Consider the following 17,284-nt stretch of genomic DNA (forward strand, 5'->3'; position numbering starts at 1 on the left):
CGGTGCGCATGAAACGTCACGCGGGGGCTTGCTCCCGCGTCGGCGTGTCTGGGGGAGAGGTTTTCAAGGTGCAAAGAATTTATGGCCAAACGTGATTTCTACGAGGTACTGGGTGTCGAGCGTGGCGCCAGCGAGTCGGACCTGAAGAAGGCCTACCGCCGGCTGGCCATGAAGTACCACCCGGACCGCAATCCCGGCGACAAGGAAGCCGAGGATAAATTCAAGGAGGCCAACGAGGCGTACGAGATCCTGTCCGACGCCAGCAGGCGCGCGGCCTACGATCAGTACGGCCACGCCGGCGTCGACCCGCAGATGGGCGGCGGTGGCGCCGGCTTCGGCGGCGCGAGCTTCTCGGACATCTTCGGCGACGTCTTCAGCGACTTCTTCGGTGGCGGCGGCGGTGGCCGTGGCGGCCGCGGCGGCCCGCAGCGCGGCGCCGACCTGCGCTACACCCTGGACCTGGACCTGGAAGACGCGGTCCGCGGCACCACCGTGACCATCCGCGTGCCGACCCTGGTCGGCTGCAAGACCTGCAGCGGCAGCGGCGCCAAGCCCGGCACCTCGCCGGTCACCTGCACCACCTGCGGCGGCATCGGCCAGGTGCGCATGCAGCAGGGCTTCTTCTCGGTGCAGCAGACCTGCCCGCGCTGCCATGGCAGCGGCAAGATGATCAGCGACCCCTGCGGCACCTGCCATGGCCAGGGCCGCGTGGAAGAGCAGAAGACGCTGTCGGTCAAGGTGCCGGCCGGCGTCGACACCGGCGACCGCATCCGCCTCACCGGCGAGGGCGAGGCCGGGGCCCATGGCGGCCCGGCGGGCGACCTCTACGTGGTGGTCAACGTGCGCGAGCACGACATCTTCCAGCGCGACGGCAAGCACCTGTACTGCGAAGTGCCGATCAGCTTCGCCGACGCCGCCCTGGGCGGTGAGCTGGAAGTGCCGACGCTGGATGGCCGGGTGAAGCTGAAGATCCCGGAAGGCACCCAGACCGGCAAGCTGTTCCGCCTGCGCGGCAAGGGCGTGGCCCCGGTGCGCGGCGGTGGCGCCGGCGACCTGATGTGCCGCGTGGTGGTCGAGACCCCGGTGAACCTGGACAAGCGCCAGCGCGAACTGCTCGAGGAGTTCCGCAGCAGCCTGCAGGGCGACACCTCCCACTCGCCCCGCGCCAGTGGCTGGTTCGAAGGCATGAAGCGCTTCTTCGACGATTTATAAGTGATGGGCTGGAAGCTCGAAGCTGGAGGCTTGAAGCGGGCCGGCTCGGGCTTCCGGCTTCGGCTTCCAGCTTGGAGCTTTCTGTTATGCGACGTATAGCCGTAATGGGCGCCGCCGGGCGCATGGGCAAGAACCTGATCGAGGCGGTGCAGCAGACCAACGGCAGCGCCGGCCTGACCGCCGCCATCGACCGCCCGGACAGCACCCTGGTGGGCGCCGACGCCGGTGAACTGGCCGGCCTGGGGCGCATCGGCGTGCCGCTGTCGGGCGACCTGGCGAAGGTGGTCGACGAGTTCGACGTGCTGATCGACTTCACCCATCCCACCGTGACCCTGAAGAACCTGGAAGTCTGCCGCAAGGCCGGCAAGGCCATGGTCATCGGCACCACCGGTTTCTCCGTGGAAGAGAAGGCTCTTCTGGCCGAGGCCGCCAAGGACATCCCGATCGTCTTCGCCGCCAACTACAGCGTCGGCGTCAACCTCTGCCTGAAGCTGCTGGACACCGCCGCCCGCGTGCTGGGCGACGAAGTGGACATCGAGATCATCGAGGCCCACCACCGGCACAAGGTCGACGCGCCGTCCGGCACCGCCCTGCGCATGGGCGAGGTGGTGGCCAATGCCCTGGGGCGTGACCTGGAGAAGGTGGCGGTCTACGGTCGCGAGGGCCAGACCGGCGCCCGCGAGCGCGAGACCATCGGCTTCGCCACCGTGCGTGCCGGCGACGTGGTGGGCGACCACACCGTGCTGTTCGCCGCCGAGGGCGAGCGCGTGGAGATCACCCACAAGGCCTCCAGCCGCATGACCTTCGCCCGCGGCGCGGTGCGTGCGGCGCTGTGGCTGGAAGGGCAGGGCAGCGGCCTGTACGACATGCAGGACGTGCTCGGGCTGCGCTGAGCGCCTGCCGCGCGTCGGCATGACGGGGCAAAAATGACCCAGCGGTAGCGTTACGCGTCGTGCAAAAGGTGGACCATTATGTCGCGTTTCTGTAAACTACAGATTTAGTGTGTCCACTAAAAGCAGCGCAGCATGAACCATATAAAAAGCGGGATGACCTCTTCTGATGTCATCCCGCTTTTTTACAACCTGCGCACGCCCAGCCAGGCTTGATTCACGGGAGGTCTTCTTGACTAAGCCAGCCATACTTGCACTTGCCGACGGCAGCATTTTTCGCGGTGAAGCCATCGGTGCCGACGGCCAGACCGTCGGCGAGGTGGTGTTCAACACCGCCATGACCGGCTACCAGGAAATCCTTACCGATCCTTCCTATGCCCAACAGATCGTCACCCTGACCTATCCGCACATCGGCAACACCGGGACCACCCCGGAAGACGCCGAAGCCAACCGCGTCTGGGCCGCCGGCCTGATCATCCGCGACCTGCCGCTGCTGGCCAGCAGCTGGCGCAACAAGCAGTCGCTGCCCGACTACCTGAAGGAAAACGGCACCGTCGCCATCGCCGGTATCGACACCCGCCGCCTGACGCGCATCCTGCGCGAGAAGGGCTCGCAGAACGGCTGCATCCTCGCCGGCGACGACGCCACCGAAGAGAAGGCGCTGGAACTGGCGCGTTCCTTCCCGGGCCTGAAGGGCATGGACCTGGCCAAGGTGGTTTCCGCCACCGAGCGCTACGAGTGGCGCTCCAGCGTGTGGAACCTGGAAACCGACAGCCACCCGGAAATCCCTGCCGCCGAGCTGCCCTACCACGTGGTCGCCTACGACTTCGGCGTCAAGCTGAACATCCTGCGCATGCTGGTGGCCCGCGGCTGCCGCCTGACCGTGGTGCCGGCGCAGACCCCGGCCAGCGAAGTGCTGGCGCTGAACCCGGACGGCATCTTCCTCTCCAACGGCCCCGGCGACCCCGAGCCGTGCGACTACGCCATCCAGGCCATCCGCGAGTTCCTCGACACCGAGATCCCGGTCTTCGGCATCTGCCTCGGCCACCAGCTGCTGGCCCTGGCGTCGGGCGCCAAGACCATGAAGATGGGCCACGGCCACCACGGCGCCAACCACCCGGTGCAGGACCTGGATACCGGCGTGGTGATGATCACCAGCCAGAACCACGGCTTCGCGGTGGACGAGGAAACCCTGCCGGGCAACCTGCGCGCCACCCACAAGTCGCTGTTCGACGGCACCTTGCAGGGCATCGAGCGCACCGACAAGGTGGCCTTCAGCTTCCAGGGCCACCCGGAAGCCAGCCCCGGCCCGCACGACGTGGCGCCGCTGTTCGACCGTTTCATCTCGGCCATGGCCGAGCGTCGCTGAGAGCTGCGAAGAGGTAAGCGAAGATGATGCCGACCCTGGGAATCACCGACCTGTGGACCTACGTCCTGGGTACGCTGTTCATCGTCCTGCTGCCGGGCCCGAACTCGCTGTTCGTGCTGGCCACCGCCGCCCAGCGTGGCGTCGGCGCCGGCTACCGGGCGGCCAGCGCGGTGTTCCTGGGCGACGCCATCCTGATGTTGCTCTCGGCCCTGGGCATCGCCTCGCTGCTCAAGGCCGAGCCGGTGCTGTTCCTCGGCCTGAAGTACGCCGGCGCCGCCTACCTGTTCTACCTGGGCCTGGGCATGCTCCGCGGCGGCTTGCAGAAGCTGCGCCAGCCGCTGGAACAGGCCGCCCCGGCGAAGGAAGTGGACGTCGCCCAGCCGTTCCGCAAGGCGCTGCTGCTGAGCCTGTCGAACCCCAAGGCGATCCTCTTCTTCGTGTCCTTCTTCATCCAGTTCGTCGACCCGGGCTATGCCTACCCCGGCGTGTCGTTCCTGGTGCTGGGCACGATCCTCGAGGTCATCAGCGCCCTCTACCTCAGCTTCCTGATCTTTTCCGGTGTGCGCCTGGCGGCCTGGTTCCGCCGCCGGCAACGACTGGCGGCCGGCGCCTCGAGCGGCGTCGGCGCCCTGTTCGTCGGCTTCGGCGTGAAGCTGGCCAGCGCAACCCTTTCCTGAATATTGCAACGAGAGTCCCATGCCCAAGCGTACAGACATCAAGAGCATCCTGATCCTCGGTGCCGGCCCCATCGTCATCGGCCAGGCCTGCGAATTCGACTACTCCGGCGCCCAGGCCTGCAAGGCCCTGAAGGAAGAAGGCTTCCGCGTCATCCTGGTGAACTCCAACCCGGCCACCATCATGACTGACCCGGCCATGGCCGACGCCACCTACATCGAGCCGATCAAGTGGCAGACCGTGGCCAAGATCATCGAGAAGGAGCGCCCCGACGCGCTGCTGCCGACCATGGGCGGCCAGACCGCGCTGAACTGCGCGCTGGACCTGGAGCGCCACGGCGTGCTGGAGAAGTTCGGCGTCGAGATGATCGGCGCCAACGCCGACACCATCGACAAGGCCGAGGACCGCTCGCGCTTCGACAAGGCCATGAAGGCCATCGGCCTGGCCTGCCCGCGCTCGGGCATCGCCCACAGCATGGAAGAGGCCTACGGCGTGCTGGAGCAGGTCGGCTTCCCCTGCATCATCCGTCCGTCCTTCACCATGGGCGGCACCGGCGGCGGCATCGCCTACAACCGCGAGGAGTTCGAAGAGATCTGCGCCCGCGGCCTGGACCTGTCGCCGACCAACGAGCTGCTGATCGACGAATCGCTGATCGGCTGGAAGGAATACGAGATGGAGGTTGTCCGCGACAAGAAGGACAACTGCATCATCGTCTGCTCCATCGAGAACTTCGACCCCATGGGCGTGCACACCGGTGACTCCATCACCGTGGCCCCGGCGCAGACCCTGACCGACAAGGAATACCAGATCATGCGCAACGCCTCCCTGGCGGTGCTGCGCGAGATCGGCGTGGAGACCGGCGGTTCCAACGTGCAGTTCGGCATCTGCCCGGACACCGGGCGCATGGTCGTGATCGAGATGAACCCGCGGGTGTCGCGCTCCTCGGCCCTGGCCTCCAAGGCCACCGGCTTCCCGATCGCCAAGATCGCCGCCAAGCTGGCCGTCGGCTACACCCTCGACGAGCTGCAGAACGACATCACCGGCGGCCGCACCCCGGCGTCCTTCGAGCCGGCCATCGACTACGTCGTGACCAAGGTGCCGCGCTTCGCCTTCGAGAAATTCCCCAAGGCCGACGCCCGCCTGACCACCCAGATGAAGTCCGTGGGCGAGGTCATGGCCATCGGCCGTACCTTCCAGGAGTCGGTGCAGAAAGCCCTGCGCGGCCTGGAAGTGGGTGTCGCCGGCTTCGATCCGAAGCTCGACCTCGCCGACCCGGAAGCCGAGGGCATCCTGCGCCGCGAGCTGACCGTGCCGGGCGCCGAGCGCATCTGGTACGTGGCCGATGCCTTCCGCGCCGGCAAGAGCATCGAAGAAGTCTTCGCCCTGACCAAGATCGACGAATGGTTCCTGGTGCAGATCGAGGACCTGATCAAGGAAGAAGAGAAGGTCAAGACCCTCGGCCTGTCCGGCATCGACGCCGACCTGATGCGCAAGCTCAAGCGCAAGGGCTTCTCCGACGCGCGCCTGGCCAAGCTGCTGGGCGTGACCGAGAAGAACCTGCGCAGCCACCGCCACAAGCTGAAGGTCGTGCCGGTGTACAAGCGCGTGGATACCTGCGCCGCCGAATTCGCCACCGACACCGCCTACATGTATTCGACCTACGAGGAAGAGTGCGAGGCCAACCCGTCCGGCCGCGACAAGATCATGATCCTCGGCGGCGGCCCGAACCGCATCGGCCAGGGCATCGAGTTCGACTACTGCTGCGTGCACGCGGCGCTGGCGATGCGTGAAGACGGCTACGAGACCATCATGGTCAACTGCAACCCGGAGACCGTCTCCACCGACTACGACACTTCCGACCGCCTGTACTTCGAGCCGGTGACCCTGGAAGACGTGCTGGAGATCGTCCGCGTCGAGCAGCCCAAGGGCGTGATCGTCCAGTACGGCGGCCAGACCCCGCTGAAACTCTGCCGTGCCCTGGAAGAGGCCGGCGTGCCGATCATCGGCACCAGCCCTGACGCCATCGACCGCGCCGAGGACCGCGAGCGCTTCCAGCAGATGGTCCAGCGCCTGAACCTGCGCCAGCCGGCCAACGCCACCGCGCGCAGCGAAGACGAGGCCCTGAGCCTGTCGAAGAACATCGGCTACCCGATGGTGGTGCGCCCGTCCTACGTACTGGGCGGCCGGGCGATGGAAATCGTCTACCAGGAAGAAGAGCTCAAGCGCTACATGCGCGAGGCGGTGAAGGTTTCCAACGACAGCCCGGTGCTGCTGGACCGCTTCCTCAACTGCGCCATCGAAGTGGACATCGACGCGGTCTGCGACGGCGAGACCGTGGTGATCGGCGCCATCATGCAGCACATCGAGCAGGCCGGCGTGCACTCCGGCGACTCCGCGTGCTCGCTGCCGCCGTACTCGCTGCCCAGGCACATCCAGGACGAGATCCGCGAACAGGTCAAGAAGATGGCCCTGGAGCTGGGCGTCGTCGGCCTGATGAACGTGCAGATGGCTGTGCAGGGCGAGGACATCTACGTGATCGAGGTGAACCCGCGCGCCTCGCGTACCGTGCCCTTCGTCTCCAAGTGCATCGGCGAATCCCTGGCCAAGATCGCGGCGCGCGTCATGGCCGGCAAGAGCCTCGCCGAAGTCGGCTTCACCGAAGAGGTGATCCCGCCGTACTATAGCGTCAAGGAAGCGGTGTTCCCGTTCGCCAAGTTCCCTGGCGTCGACCCCATCCTCGGCCCGGAAATGAAATCCACCGGCGAGGTCATGGGCGTGGGCGACAGCTTCGGCGAGGCTTTCGCCAAGGCCCAGCTGGGCGCCAGCGAGATCCTGCCGAACGCCGGTTGCGCCTTCATCAGCGTCCGCGAGGACGACAAGCCGCAGGCCGTGCAGGTCGCCCGTGACCTGGTCGCGCTGGGCTTCGAGGTGGTCGCCACCGCCGGTACCGCCAAGGTGATCGAGGCGGCCGGCCTGCCGGTGCGTCGCGTGAACAAGGTGACCGAGGGGCGCCCGCACGTGGTCGACATGATCAAGAACGACGAAGTCACCCTGATCATCAACACCACCGAGGGCCGCCAGTCGATCGCCGATTCCTATTCGATCCGTCGTAACGCCCTGCAGCACAAGATCTACTGCACCACCACCATCGCGGCGGGGCAGGCGATCTGCGAGGCGCTCAAGTTCGGTCCCGAGAAGACCGTTCGCCGGCTGCAGGACCTGCATGCAGGAATCAACGCATGAGCAAATTCCCGATGACCGTCCAGGGCGCCCGCGCCCTGGAAGAAGAACTGAAACACCTGAAGACCGTTCTGCGCCCGCAGATCACCCAGGCCATCGCCGAAGCGCGTGAGCTGGGCGACCTCAAGGAAAACGCCGAGTACCATGCCGCCCGCGAGCAGCAGGGCATGTCCGAGGCGCGCATCCGCGACATCGAGGCCAAGCTGTCCAACGCGCAGATCATCGACGTCACCACTATCCCGCACACCGGCAAGGTGATCTTCGGCACCACCGTGGACATCGCCAACGTCGAGACCGACGAGACCGTGACCTACCAGATCGTCGGCGACGACGAGGCCGACATCAAGGCGCGCAAGATCTCGGTCAACTCGCCGATCGCCCGCGCGCTGATCGGCAAGACCGAGGGCGACGCCGTGCTGGTGAAGACCCCGGGCGGCGACGTCGAGTACGAGATCGTTGAAGTCCGCCACGCCTGAGTCGCGTCCGCTGAAAGCCGCCGCAGCCAGTTGGTTGCTGGCCCAGACCTTCTGGGTCGGCGGCCTCTGGCTGTTGCGTTTCGTGGTCCTGCCGGCGCTGCAGAAGGTCGGCCTGGCGCCGCTGCTGGTGCAGTCGGTGGCCGATGCCCTGACGCCGTTGCTGGTGGGGTTCGCCGGCTTCTGCGCGCTGCTCCAGGTATTGGTGCTGGTGACTGCGCAGGGGCTGTCGAGCCTCTGGCGCGAGATGCGCGGGCAATTGCTGCTGACGGTGCTGGCGATGGTGGCGAGCTACCTGGTGGTGAACCAACTGGCGCCGGATGCCCAGCGTTGGCTGCTGTTCAACTACCTGGTGCTGGCCCTGTGCGGCGTGCTGCTGGTGCTGCAGCCGGTGCCGGGGCGGGACGCGGCGCGCTGAGCGCCGGCGGGGAGCCTCGGCCGGGCGCCTGGGCGCCCGGCCTATGCTGTCACAGGCCGCTGTAGCGGCTGACGTTCGACAGGTTGCGGTTCGGCTTGGGGTTGCGGCGGTAGACCAGGGCCATCTTGCCGATGGTCTGGATCAGCTCGCAACTGCCGTTGCTGCACAGCTCGTCGATCAGCGCGCGGCGGTCGTCGCGCTCGGTGATGCGGAACTGCACCTTGATCAGTTCGTGATCGTTGAGCGCACGCTCCAGCTCGGCCATGACGCCTTCGGTAAGACCGTTTTCGGCAACGGTCAATACAGGCTTCAGGCGGTGGCCGATAGATTTGAACTGTTTCTTCTGCTCCTGAGTGAGCGCCATAATCAGACCCCTGGGAAAAAAGGCGGATATTCTACCCGAGTTTCGGTTTACCGGGTGCCCGCTCAGACGAGGTAACAAGTGGCCCGTTCCAAGACTAGCCATCGCTGGCTGAAAGAACACTTCGACGATCCTTACGTGAAGATGGCGCAACGCGACGGCTACCGCTCGCGCGCCAGCTACAAGCTGCTGGAAATCCAGGAGAAGGATCGCATCCTGCGCCCGGGCATGACCGTGGTCGACCTCGGCGCCGCGCCGGGCGGCTGGTCGCAGGTCACCAGCCGGGTGATCGGCGACAAGGGCACGCTGATCGCCTCGGACATCCTGCCGATGGACAGCATCCCGGACGTCACCTTCATCCAGGGCGACTTCACCGAAGACGAGGTCTTCGCCCGGCTGCTCGAGGCCATCGGAGAAAATCCGGTAGACCTTGTGATTTCCGATATGGCCCCCAATATGAGTGGACTGCCCGCCGTGGACATGCCCCGTGCCATGTTCCTCTGCGAGCTGGCGCTGGACCTGTGCGCCCGGGTGTTGCGACCGGGCGGCGATTTCCTGATCAAGATCTTCCAGGGCGAGGGCTTCGACACCTACCTGAAGACGGTCCGCGAGAATTTCGAGAAGGTACAGATGCGCAAGCCGCTGTCCTCCCGCGACCGCTCCCGCGAGCAATATCTGCTCGCGCGGGGCTTCCGCGGGGCCTAGACTGCGACGAATGGGCCGTCTGTCCGTCCACTGCACGCAAGTAGGGCTTGTCCCGGCTCGCGCCGGGGTTCATAAAGGGTTACAGACGCCTCCTACGTCGCTAGGGGTTGTGTAGTAATTTGGCCGGCAGGAGTCTGGCCGTCGTGTGAAGCGGTTTCCAGGGCGGAGCCGGCTTCAGAGGGTAATCAATTGAACGACATGGCAAAGAACCTGATCCTGTGGTTGATCATCGCGGCGGTGCTGGTCACCGTGATGAACAACTTCTCCAGTCCGAGCGAGCCGCAGACGCTCAACTACTCGGACTTCATCCAACAGGTGAAGGAAGGCAAGGTCGAGCGGGTTACCGTCGACGGCTACGTGATCACTGGCAAGCGCCAGGACGGGGATACCTTCAAGACCGTCCGTCCGGCGATCCAGGACAACGGCCTGATCGGCGACCTGGTCAACAACAACGTGGTCATCGAGGGCAAGCAGCCCGAGCAGCAGAGCATCTGGACGCAACTGCTGGTCGCCAGCTTCCCGATCCTGGTGATCATTGCCGTGTTCATGTTCTTCATGCGCCAGATGCAGGGCGGCGGCGGTGGCCGCGGCGGCCCGATGAGCTTCGGCAAGAGCAAGGCGCGCCTGCTGTCCGAGGACCAGGTCAAGACCACCTTCGCTGACGTCGCCGGCTGCGACGAGGCCAAGGAAGAGGTCAGCGAGCTGGTCGAGTTCCTCCGCGACCCGGGCAAGTTCCAGCGCCTGGGCGGCCGCATCCCGCGCGGCGTGCTGATGGTCGGCCCGCCCGGTACCGGCAAGACCCTGCTGGCCAAGGCCATCGCCGGCGAGGCCAAGGTGCCGTTCTTCACCATTTCCGGTTCCGACTTCGTCGAGATGTTCGTCGGCGTGGGCGCCTCCCGCGTGCGCGACATGTTCGACCAGGCCAAGAAACACGCCCCGTGCATCATCTTCATCGACGAGATCGACGCCGTCGGCCGCCATCGTGGCGCCGGCCTGGGCGGCGGTCACGACGAGCGCGAGCAGACCCTCAACCAGCTGCTGGTGGAGATGGACGGCTTCGAGATGAACGACGGCATCATCGTCATCGCCGCGACCAACCGTCCGGACGTGCTCGACCCGGCGCTGCTGCGCCCGGGCCGCTTCGACCGCCAGGTGGTGGTCGGCCTGCCGGACATCCGCGGCCGCGAGCAGATCCTCAAGGTGCACATGCGCAAGGTCCCGCTGGGCGACAACGTCGACGCGGCGGTGATCGCCCGCGGTACCCCGGGCTTCTCCGGCGCCGACCTGGCCAACCTGGTCAACGAGGCCTCGCTGTTCGCCGCCCGCGCCAACAAGCGCATCGTCGACATGCGCGAGTTCGAGCTGGCCAAGGACAAGATCATGATGGGCGCCGAGCGCAAGACCATGGTCATGTCCGAGAAGGAGAAGAAGAACACCGCCTTCCACGAGGCCGGCCACGCCATCGTCGGCCGCCTGGTGCCGGAGCACGACCCGGTCTACAAGGTTTCCATCATCCCCCGCGGCCGCGCCCTGGGCGTGACCATGTTCCTCCCCGAGGAGGATCGCTACAGCCTGTCCAAGCGCGCCCTGGAAAGCCAGATCTGCTCGCTGTTCGGCGGCCGTATCGCGGAAGAGATGACCCTCGGCTTCGAGGGCGTTACCACCGGCGCCTCCAACGACATCATGCGTGCCACCCAGCTGGCGCGGAACATGGTCACCAAGTGGGGCCTGTCCGAGAAGCTCGGCCCGCTGATGTACGCCGAAGAGGAGGGCGAGGTGTTCCTCGGCCGCAGCGCCGGCAGCCAGCACGCCAACGTGTCCGGCGAGACCGCCAAGCTGATCGACCAGGAAGTGCGGCGCATCATCGACGACTGCTACGGCACTGCCAAGCGCCTGCTGGAAGAGAACCGCGACAAGCTCGACATGATGGCCGACGCGCTGATGAAGTACGAAACCATCGACGCCGACCAGATCGACGACATCATGGCCGGGCGCGTGCCGCGCGAGCCGCGCGACTGGCAGGGCGGCGGTTCCGGTTCCTCCGGCTCGGCGACAGCCAGCCGCGACGAGGGTGGCCGCAAGGAAAATCCCATCGGTGGGCCCGCCGGCGAGCACTGAGAGCACTAGATGAGTTTCGAGCTGTACCCGACCCGGTTGCCTTGCGGCAACCGGGTTCTTGATTTAGGGCGTACCCATGTCATGGGTATCCTCAACGTCACCCCGGACTCCTTCTCCGACGGCGGCCGCTTCAGCCAGCGCGACGTCGCGTTGCGCCACGCCGCCGCGATGGTCGAGGCTGGCGCCAGCCTGATCGACGTGGGCGGCGAGTCGACCCGTCCGGGCGCGCGCCTGGTGTCGCCGACCGAGGAGCTGGAGCGCGTGGCGCCGGTGGTGGAAGCCATCGCCCGCGAGTTGGACGTGGTGATTTCCGTCGACACCTCGACCCCCGCCGTGATGCGCGAGACCGCGCGCCTGGGCGCCGGGCTGATCAACGACGTGCGCTCGCTGCAGCGCGATGGTGCGCTGGACGCCGCGGTGGATACCGGGTTGGCCGTGTGCCTGATGCACATGCGCGGCGAGCCGAGCACCATGCAGAACGACCCGCGCTACCCCGACATCCTGGCCGAGGTGCATGGCTTCCTCGCCGAGCGCATCGCCGTCTGCGAGGCGGCGGGAATCGCGCGCGAGCGCCTGGTGCTGGATCCCGGCTTCGGCTTCGCCAAGACCCAGGCGCACAACCTGGTGCTGTTCCGGCGCATGGAGTGTCTGCTGGAACTGGGCTGCCCGCTGCTGGTCGGAGTGTCGCGCAAGAGCATGATCGGCCGCGCCCTGGGGCGCGAGGTCGGTGACCGTCTGTATGGCAGCCTGGCGCTGGCGGCCTTGGCAGTGGCCAAGGGGGTGCGCATCATTCGCGTGCACGACGTTGCCGAAACGGTGGATGTGGTCCGCATGATCGATGCGGTGGAACAGGCTAAGGAAGAAGGAATGACAGCATGAGCAGGAAATATTTCGGTACCGATGGCATCCGTGGCCGCGTCGGCACGCCGCCGATCACGCCGGACTTCGTGCTCAAGCTGGGCTGGGCGGTGGGCATGGCCTTCCGCCAGCAGGGCAAGTGCCGCGTGCTGGTCGGCAAGGACACGCGGATTTCCGGCTACATGTTCGAATCGGCCCTGGAGGCCGGCCTGTCGGCCGCCGGCGCCGACGTGATGCTGCTGGGTCCGATGCCGACCCCCGGCATCGCCTACCTGACCCGCACCTTCCATGCCGAGGCGGGCATCGTCATCAGTGCCTCGCACAACCCGCACGACGACAACGGCATCAAGTTCTTCTCCGGCCAGGGCACCAAGCTGCCCGACGACGTCGAGCTGATGATCGAGGAACTGATCGACACGCCCATGACGGTGGTCGACTCCGCGCGCCTGGGCAAGGTCTCGCGGATCAACGACGCCGCCGGCCGCTACATCGAGTTCTGCAAGAGCAGCGTGCCCACCAGCACCGACTTCTCCGGCCTGCGCCTGGTCGTCGACTGCGCCCATGGCGCCACCTACAAGGTCGCGCCCAGCGTGTTCCGCGAGCTGGGGGCCCAGGTTTCGGTGATCGGCGCGCAGCCCAACGGCCTGAACATCAACGACAACTGCGGTTCCACCCACGTCGCCGCGCTGCAGGCGGCGGTCATCGCCGAGCAGGCTGACATGGGCATCGCCTTCGACGGCGACGGCGACCGCGTGATGATGGTCGACCATACCGGCGCGGTGGTGGACGGCGACGAGATCCTCTTCCTGATCGCCCGCGACATGCAGGAGCGCAACCGCCTGCAGGGCGGCGTGGTCGGCACCCTGATGAGCAACCTGGGCCTGGAGCTGGCCCTGGCCGACCTGCAGATCCCCTTCACCCGGGCCAAGGTCGGCGACCGCTACGTGATGGCGGAAATGCTCGATCGCGGCTGGCAGCTGGGTGGCGAGAACTCCGGCCACGTGGTCTGCGCCCAGCACACCACCACCGGCGACGCCATCATCGCCGCGCTGCAGGTGCTGATGGCGCTGAAGAGCCGCGGCCAGACCCTCGCCGAGGCGCGCCAGGGCATCCGCAGGTTCCCGCAGGTGCTGATCAACGTGCGCTACCAGGGCAAGGACGTCGATCCCATCGAGCATCCGGCGGTCAAGGAGGCTTGCGCCCGCGTCACCGAAAGCATGGCCGGCCGTGGCCGCGTGCTGCTGCGCAAGTCCGGCACCGAGCCGCTGGTGCGGGTGATGGTCGAGGGCGACGAAGAGACCCGGGTGCGTGCCTACGCCGAACAGCTGGCGAAGGTCGTAACCGAGGTATGTGCTTGATTTCTCTTGTCAGTCCGATTTTTGTCGAGTAACATCTGCGCCCACTTTGCTCAGCGAGGTACAGCATGCGTCGACCCTTAGTGGCCGGGAACTGGAAAATGCACGGTACCCGCTCCAGTGTTGCGGAGCTGATCAAAGGCTTGCGACAACTGGCTCTGCCTACAGGTGTCGACGTGGCGGTTCTGCCGCCCTGTCTGTACATCAACCAGGTTCTTCAGGGCCTGGATGGCAAGGCGGTTGCGGTCGGTGCGCAGAACTGCGCGATCGAGCCGATGCAGGGCGCCCTCACGGGCGAGATTGCTGCCAGCCAGCTGGCCGATGCCGGTTGCTCCCTGGTTCTGGTGGGGCACTCCGAGCGCCGCCAGGTGCTGGGCGAAAGCGATGGTGTCATCAGTCGCAAGTTCGCCGCGGCGCAATCCTGTGGTCTGGTTCCCGTGTTGTGCGTGGGCGAGACCCGCGAGCAGCGCGAAGCCGGCAAGACCCTCGAGGTCGTCGGGCGTCAGTTGAGCTCGGTGATAGAAGATTTGGGCGTCGGGGCTTTCTCCCGTGCCGTAGTGGCTTACGAGCCGGTGTGGGCAATCGGGACGGGGCTTACCGCCTCGCCTGAAGAAGCCCAGGAAGTACATGCGGCCATCCGTGCGCAATTGGCGGCAGAGAATGCCGAGGTCGCCCGCGGGGTTCGCCTGCTTTACGGCGGTAGCGTCAAGGCAGCGAATGCGGTCGAACTGTTCGGCATGCCGGACATCGATGGGGGGCTGATTGGTGGTGCTTCCCTGAATGCGGATGAGTTCGGTGCGATCTGTCGCGCCGCGGGAAGCTGAAGATGCTGGAAACAGTTGTAATCGTGATTCACCTGCTGATGGCGCTGGGTCTGGTTGTACTGGTCCTGCTTCAGCATGGCAAGGGTGCGGATGCCGGTGCCTCCTTTGGCGCTGGTGCTTCGGGTACCGTTTTCGGTAGCCAGGGTTCTGCAACCTTCCTCAGTCGTTTTACTGCTGTACTGGCTGCAGTTTTTTTCATTACCAGCTTGGGTTTAGCGTATTTCGCTAAAGAAAAAGCTGATATGATACGTCACATCGGACTTCCTGATCCGGCAGTGATGGAGCAGCATCAGGAGAAGGTCCCGGCAACCTCCGACGTGCCGGCGACCCAGGGGCAGCAACAAGCCCCGGCAGCTGGCAACGGTGACGTTCCGGCAGCTCCTGAGCAGAAGTAAGGCAAAGGTTTTTGCCGAGGTGGTGGAATTGGTAGACACGCTACCTTGAGGTGGTAGTGGCCATAGGCTGTAGGGGTTCGAGTCCCCTCCTCGGTACCATATACGAAGCCCCGCATGCGGGGCTTTCGTTTCCGGTGCGTCGGTTGACCTGGATAGGGTGTAACCGTATAATTTCGCACCAGCTTTGACGCGGGATGGAGCAGTCTGGTAGCTCGTCGGGCTCATAACCCGAAGGTCGTTGGTTCAAATCCAGCTCCCGCAACCAGTTATGGCAGAGCCCCTTTTCAGGGGCTTTTTGCTAGCTGGACAGTCCGCGCCGCCGTTGCTGGGCGGCCCTTTAGGGATGGGCGTTTCGCCCATTTTTCGTTTCTACGGCATACGCGAGGCGATCAGGTGTCGAGCAAGCTAGAACAGTTGCAGGCCTTGCTGGCCCCTGTGGTAGAGGCGCTCGGCTACGAGTGCTGGGGCCTCGAGTTCCTGTCCCAGGGACGTCATTCCCTGCTGAGGGTCTATATCGACAAGGCCGACGGCATCCTGATCGAGGACTGCGAGACGGTCAGTCGTCAGGTCAGCGGCGTGCTCGACGTCGAGGACCCGATCAGCGGCGAATACACCCTGGAAGTTTCCTCCCCGGGTATGGACCGCCCGCTGTTCACCCTCGAGCAGTTCGCCCGCTACGTTGGCGAGCAAGTGAAGATCAAGTTGCGCGTGCCCTTCGAGCGTCGCCGCAACTTCCAGGGCGTCCTCCGCGGTGTGGAGGAGCAGGACGTGGTGGTCCTGGTGGACGACCATGAATACCTGCTGCCGATCGATTCGATCGATAAGGCCAACATCATTCCCCGATTTGAGTGAGCCGCGGATCAAGCGGATTCCAATGGATTGAAAGGCGAGGCGTACGATGAGCAAAGAAGTACTGCTGGTTGTTGAGTCGGTATCCAACGAGAAGGGTGTACCGCCCGGCGTGATTTTCGAGGCGCTGGAACTGGCTCTGGCGACCGCCACCAAGAAGCGTTTCGAGGACGAGGTCGACCTGCGCGTGCAGATCAACCGCACCAACGGCAACTACGACACCTTCCGTCGCTGGACCGTGGTCGAGGACGAAGACTACTCCAACCCGGCCGCCGAGCTGACCGTCGAGGACGTGCAGGAAAGCCACCCGGGCACCAAGGCCGGCGACGTCATCGAAGAGAAGATCGAGTCCATCGAGTTCGGCCGCATCGCCGCGCAGACCGCCAAGCAGGTCATCGTGCAGAAGGTCCGCGAGGCCGAGCGCGCCCAGGTGGTCGACGCCTACCGCGAGAAGGTCGGCGAGATCATCTCCGGCACCGTCAAGAAGGTCACCCGCGACAACGTCATCGTCGACCTGGGCAACAACGCCGAAGCGCTGCTGGCCCGCGACCAGATCATCCCGCGCGAGACCTTCCGCGTCGGCACCCGCGTGCGTGCCCTGCTCAAGGAAATCCGCAGCGAGAACCGCGGCCCGCAACTGGTCCTCTCGCGCACCGCGCCGGAGATGCTGGTCGAGCTGTTCCGCATCGAAGTGCCGGAAATCGCCGAGCAACTGATCGATGTCATGGCCGCTGCCCGCGACCCGGGTTCGCGCGCCAAGATCGCGGTACGCTCCAAGGACAAGCGCATCGACCCGCAGGGCGCCTGCATCGGCATGCGCGGTTCGCGCGTCCAGGCCGTGTCCGGCGAACTGGGCGGCGAGCGCGTGGACATCGTCCTGTGGGACGACAACCCCGCGCAGTTCGTCATCAACGCCATGGCCCCGGCCGAAGTGGCGGCGATCATCGTCGACGAAGATACCCACACCATGGATATCGCCGTCGCCGAGGACAACCTGGCCCAGGCCATCGGCCGCAGCGGCCAGAACGTCCGCCTGGCCAGCCAACTGACCGGCTGGACGCTGAACGTGATGACCGAGGCCGACATCCAGGCCAAGCAGCAGGCCGAGACCGGCGACATCCTGCAGCGCTTCATCGACGAGCTGGATGTCGACGAGGAGCTGGCCCAGGTACTGGTCGAGGAAGGCTTCACCACCCTGGAAGAAATCGCCTACGTACCGATGGAAGAGATGCTCAACATCGACGGCTTTGACGAAGACATCGTCAACGAGCTGCGCTCGCGCGCCAAGGACCGTCTGTTGACCAAAGCCATCGCGACCGAGGAAAAACTTGCCGACGCGCAACCGGCCGAAGACCTGCTCAGCCTCGATGGCATGACCAAAGAGCTGGCCTTGGACCTGGTGCTGCGTGGCGTAACCACCCGTGAAGATCTTGCCGAGCAGTCTATCGACGACCTGCTCGACATCGACGGCATGGACGAAGAGCGTGCCGGCAAGTTGATCATGGCCGCCCGGGCCCATTGGTTCGAGTAAGCATTCGCGGC

Annotated in this window: 16 protein-coding genes and 2 tRNA genes; 17 read left to right on the forward strand and 1 reads right to left on the reverse strand. The window is 65.6% G+C overall.

Going from position 1 to position 17,284, the window contains the following annotated elements; all coding sequences use genetic code 11:
- Nucleotides 1–81: 81 nt before the first annotated feature.
- The 7 genes from dnaJ to PM1_RS03505 all read left to right on the forward strand — a co-directional run bounded on the left by dnaJ (nucleotide 82) and on the right by PM1_RS03505 (nucleotide 8,277).
- On the forward strand, nucleotides 82–1,212 hold the full coding sequence (gene dnaJ, locus PM1_RS03475) for a molecular chaperone DnaJ (protein WP_009613066.1): 1,131 nt from the start codon (nucleotides 82–84) through the stop codon (nucleotides 1,210–1,212).
- A gap of 86 nt (nucleotides 1,213–1,298) precedes the next feature.
- The gene (gene dapB / locus PM1_RS03480) at nucleotides 1,299–2,105 is read left to right on the forward strand and encodes a 4-hydroxy-tetrahydrodipicolinate reductase (protein WP_009613065.1); all 807 of its coding nucleotides are present in this window, start codon (nucleotides 1,299–1,301) and stop codon (nucleotides 2,103–2,105) included.
- Between the two features lie 229 nt (nucleotides 2,106–2,334).
- Nucleotides 2,335–3,471 (forward strand): glutamine-hydrolyzing carbamoyl-phosphate synthase small subunit, encoded by a 1,137-nt coding sequence (carA, locus tag PM1_RS03485; protein ID WP_009613063.1) that lies wholly within the window; start codon nucleotides 2,335–2,337, stop codon nucleotides 3,469–3,471.
- A gap of 26 nt (nucleotides 3,472–3,497) precedes the next feature.
- On the forward strand, nucleotides 3,498–4,148 hold the full coding sequence (gene leuE / locus PM1_RS03490) for a leucine efflux protein LeuE (protein ID WP_099049140.1): 651 nt from the start codon (nucleotides 3,498–3,500) through the stop codon (nucleotides 4,146–4,148).
- A 19-nt stretch (nucleotides 4,149–4,167) separates the two neighbouring features.
- Nucleotides 4,168–7,389 carry a carbamoyl-phosphate synthase large subunit gene (carB, locus tag PM1_RS03495; RefSeq protein ID WP_009613059.1) on the forward strand — a complete coding sequence of 1,074 codons (3,222 nt, stop codon included), beginning with the start codon at nucleotides 4,168–4,170 and terminating at the stop codon, nucleotides 7,387–7,389.
- A complete protein-coding gene (greA, locus tag PM1_RS03500) occupies nucleotides 7,386–7,862 on the forward strand; it encodes a transcription elongation factor GreA (protein ID WP_009613057.1) in 477 nt (158 codons plus the stop codon). The genes carB and greA overlap by 4 nt, the downstream gene beginning before the upstream one ends.
- A 10-nt stretch (nucleotides 7,863–7,872) precedes the next feature.
- Nucleotides 7,873–8,277, forward strand: coding sequence for a hypothetical protein (locus tag PM1_RS03505; RefSeq protein ID WP_024128096.1), 405 nt, complete (start codon nucleotides 7,873–7,875; stop codon nucleotides 8,275–8,277).
- 49 nt (nucleotides 8,278–8,326) lie between these two features.
- On the opposite strand, the gene PM1_RS03510 is transcribed toward PM1_RS03505, so the two are convergent.
- Entirely contained in the window at nucleotides 8,327–8,641 is a 315-nt protein-coding gene (locus PM1_RS03510; RefSeq protein ID WP_009613055.1) for a YhbY family RNA-binding protein, read from the reverse strand.
- A gap of 78 nt (nucleotides 8,642–8,719) precedes the next feature.
- On the opposite strand from PM1_RS03510, the gene rlmE reads away from it, so the two are divergent.
- The 10 genes from rlmE to nusA all read left to right on the forward strand — a co-directional run bounded on the left by rlmE (nucleotide 8,720) and on the right by nusA (nucleotide 17,273).
- Entirely contained in the window at nucleotides 8,720–9,343 is a 624-nt protein-coding gene (rlmE, locus tag PM1_RS03515; RefSeq protein WP_009613054.1) for a 23S rRNA (uridine(2552)-2'-O)-methyltransferase RlmE, read from the forward strand.
- 198 nt (nucleotides 9,344–9,541) lie between these two features.
- Nucleotides 9,542–11,461 carry an ATP-dependent zinc metalloprotease FtsH gene (gene ftsH / locus PM1_RS03520; RefSeq protein ID WP_024128095.1) on the forward strand — a complete coding sequence of 640 codons (1,920 nt, stop codon included), beginning with the start codon at nucleotides 9,542–9,544 and terminating at the stop codon, nucleotides 11,459–11,461.
- Nucleotides 11,462–11,470: 9 nt separating this feature from the next.
- Nucleotides 11,471–12,340 (forward strand): dihydropteroate synthase, encoded by an 870-nt coding sequence (gene folP, locus PM1_RS03525; RefSeq protein WP_009613052.1) that lies wholly within the window; start codon nucleotides 11,471–11,473, stop codon nucleotides 12,338–12,340.
- Nucleotides 12,337–13,677: a phosphoglucosamine mutase gene (gene glmM / locus PM1_RS03530; protein WP_009613051.1), complete on the forward strand. Its 1,341-nt coding sequence runs from the start codon at nucleotides 12,337–12,339 to the stop codon at nucleotides 13,675–13,677. Before folP ends, glmM begins: the two co-directional genes overlap by 4 nt.
- Nucleotides 13,678–13,742: 65 nt before the next feature.
- Nucleotides 13,743–14,498 (forward strand): triose-phosphate isomerase, encoded by a 756-nt coding sequence (gene tpiA / locus PM1_RS03535; protein WP_009613048.1) that lies wholly within the window; start codon nucleotides 13,743–13,745, stop codon nucleotides 14,496–14,498.
- Between the two features lie 2 nt (nucleotides 14,499–14,500).
- Nucleotides 14,501–14,893 carry a preprotein translocase subunit SecG gene (gene secG / locus PM1_RS03540; protein ID WP_024128094.1) on the forward strand — a complete coding sequence of 131 codons (393 nt, stop codon included), beginning with the start codon at nucleotides 14,501–14,503 and terminating at the stop codon, nucleotides 14,891–14,893.
- Nucleotides 14,894–14,906: 13 nt separating this feature from the next.
- Nucleotides 14,907–14,992, forward strand: a tRNA-Leu gene (locus PM1_RS03545).
- An 89-nt stretch (nucleotides 14,993–15,081) separates the two neighbouring features.
- A tRNA-Met gene (locus PM1_RS03550) sits at nucleotides 15,082–15,158 on the forward strand.
- 128 nt (nucleotides 15,159–15,286) lie between these two features.
- Nucleotides 15,287–15,745, forward strand: coding sequence for a ribosome maturation factor RimP (rimP, locus tag PM1_RS03555; protein WP_009613046.1), 459 nt, complete (start codon nucleotides 15,287–15,289; stop codon nucleotides 15,743–15,745).
- Nucleotides 15,746–15,791: 46 nt separating this feature from the next.
- The gene (gene nusA / locus PM1_RS03560) at nucleotides 15,792–17,273 is read left to right on the forward strand and encodes a transcription termination factor NusA (protein WP_009613044.1); all 1,482 of its coding nucleotides are present in this window, start codon (nucleotides 15,792–15,794) and stop codon (nucleotides 17,271–17,273) included.
- Nucleotides 17,274–17,284 lie beyond the last annotated feature (11 nt).

Origin of the sequence: Pseudomonas sp. M1, from assembly GCF_022760135.1 — a bacterium.
GTDB classification, from domain to species: Bacteria; Pseudomonadota; Gammaproteobacteria; order Pseudomonadales; family Pseudomonadaceae; genus Pseudomonas; species Pseudomonas citronellolis.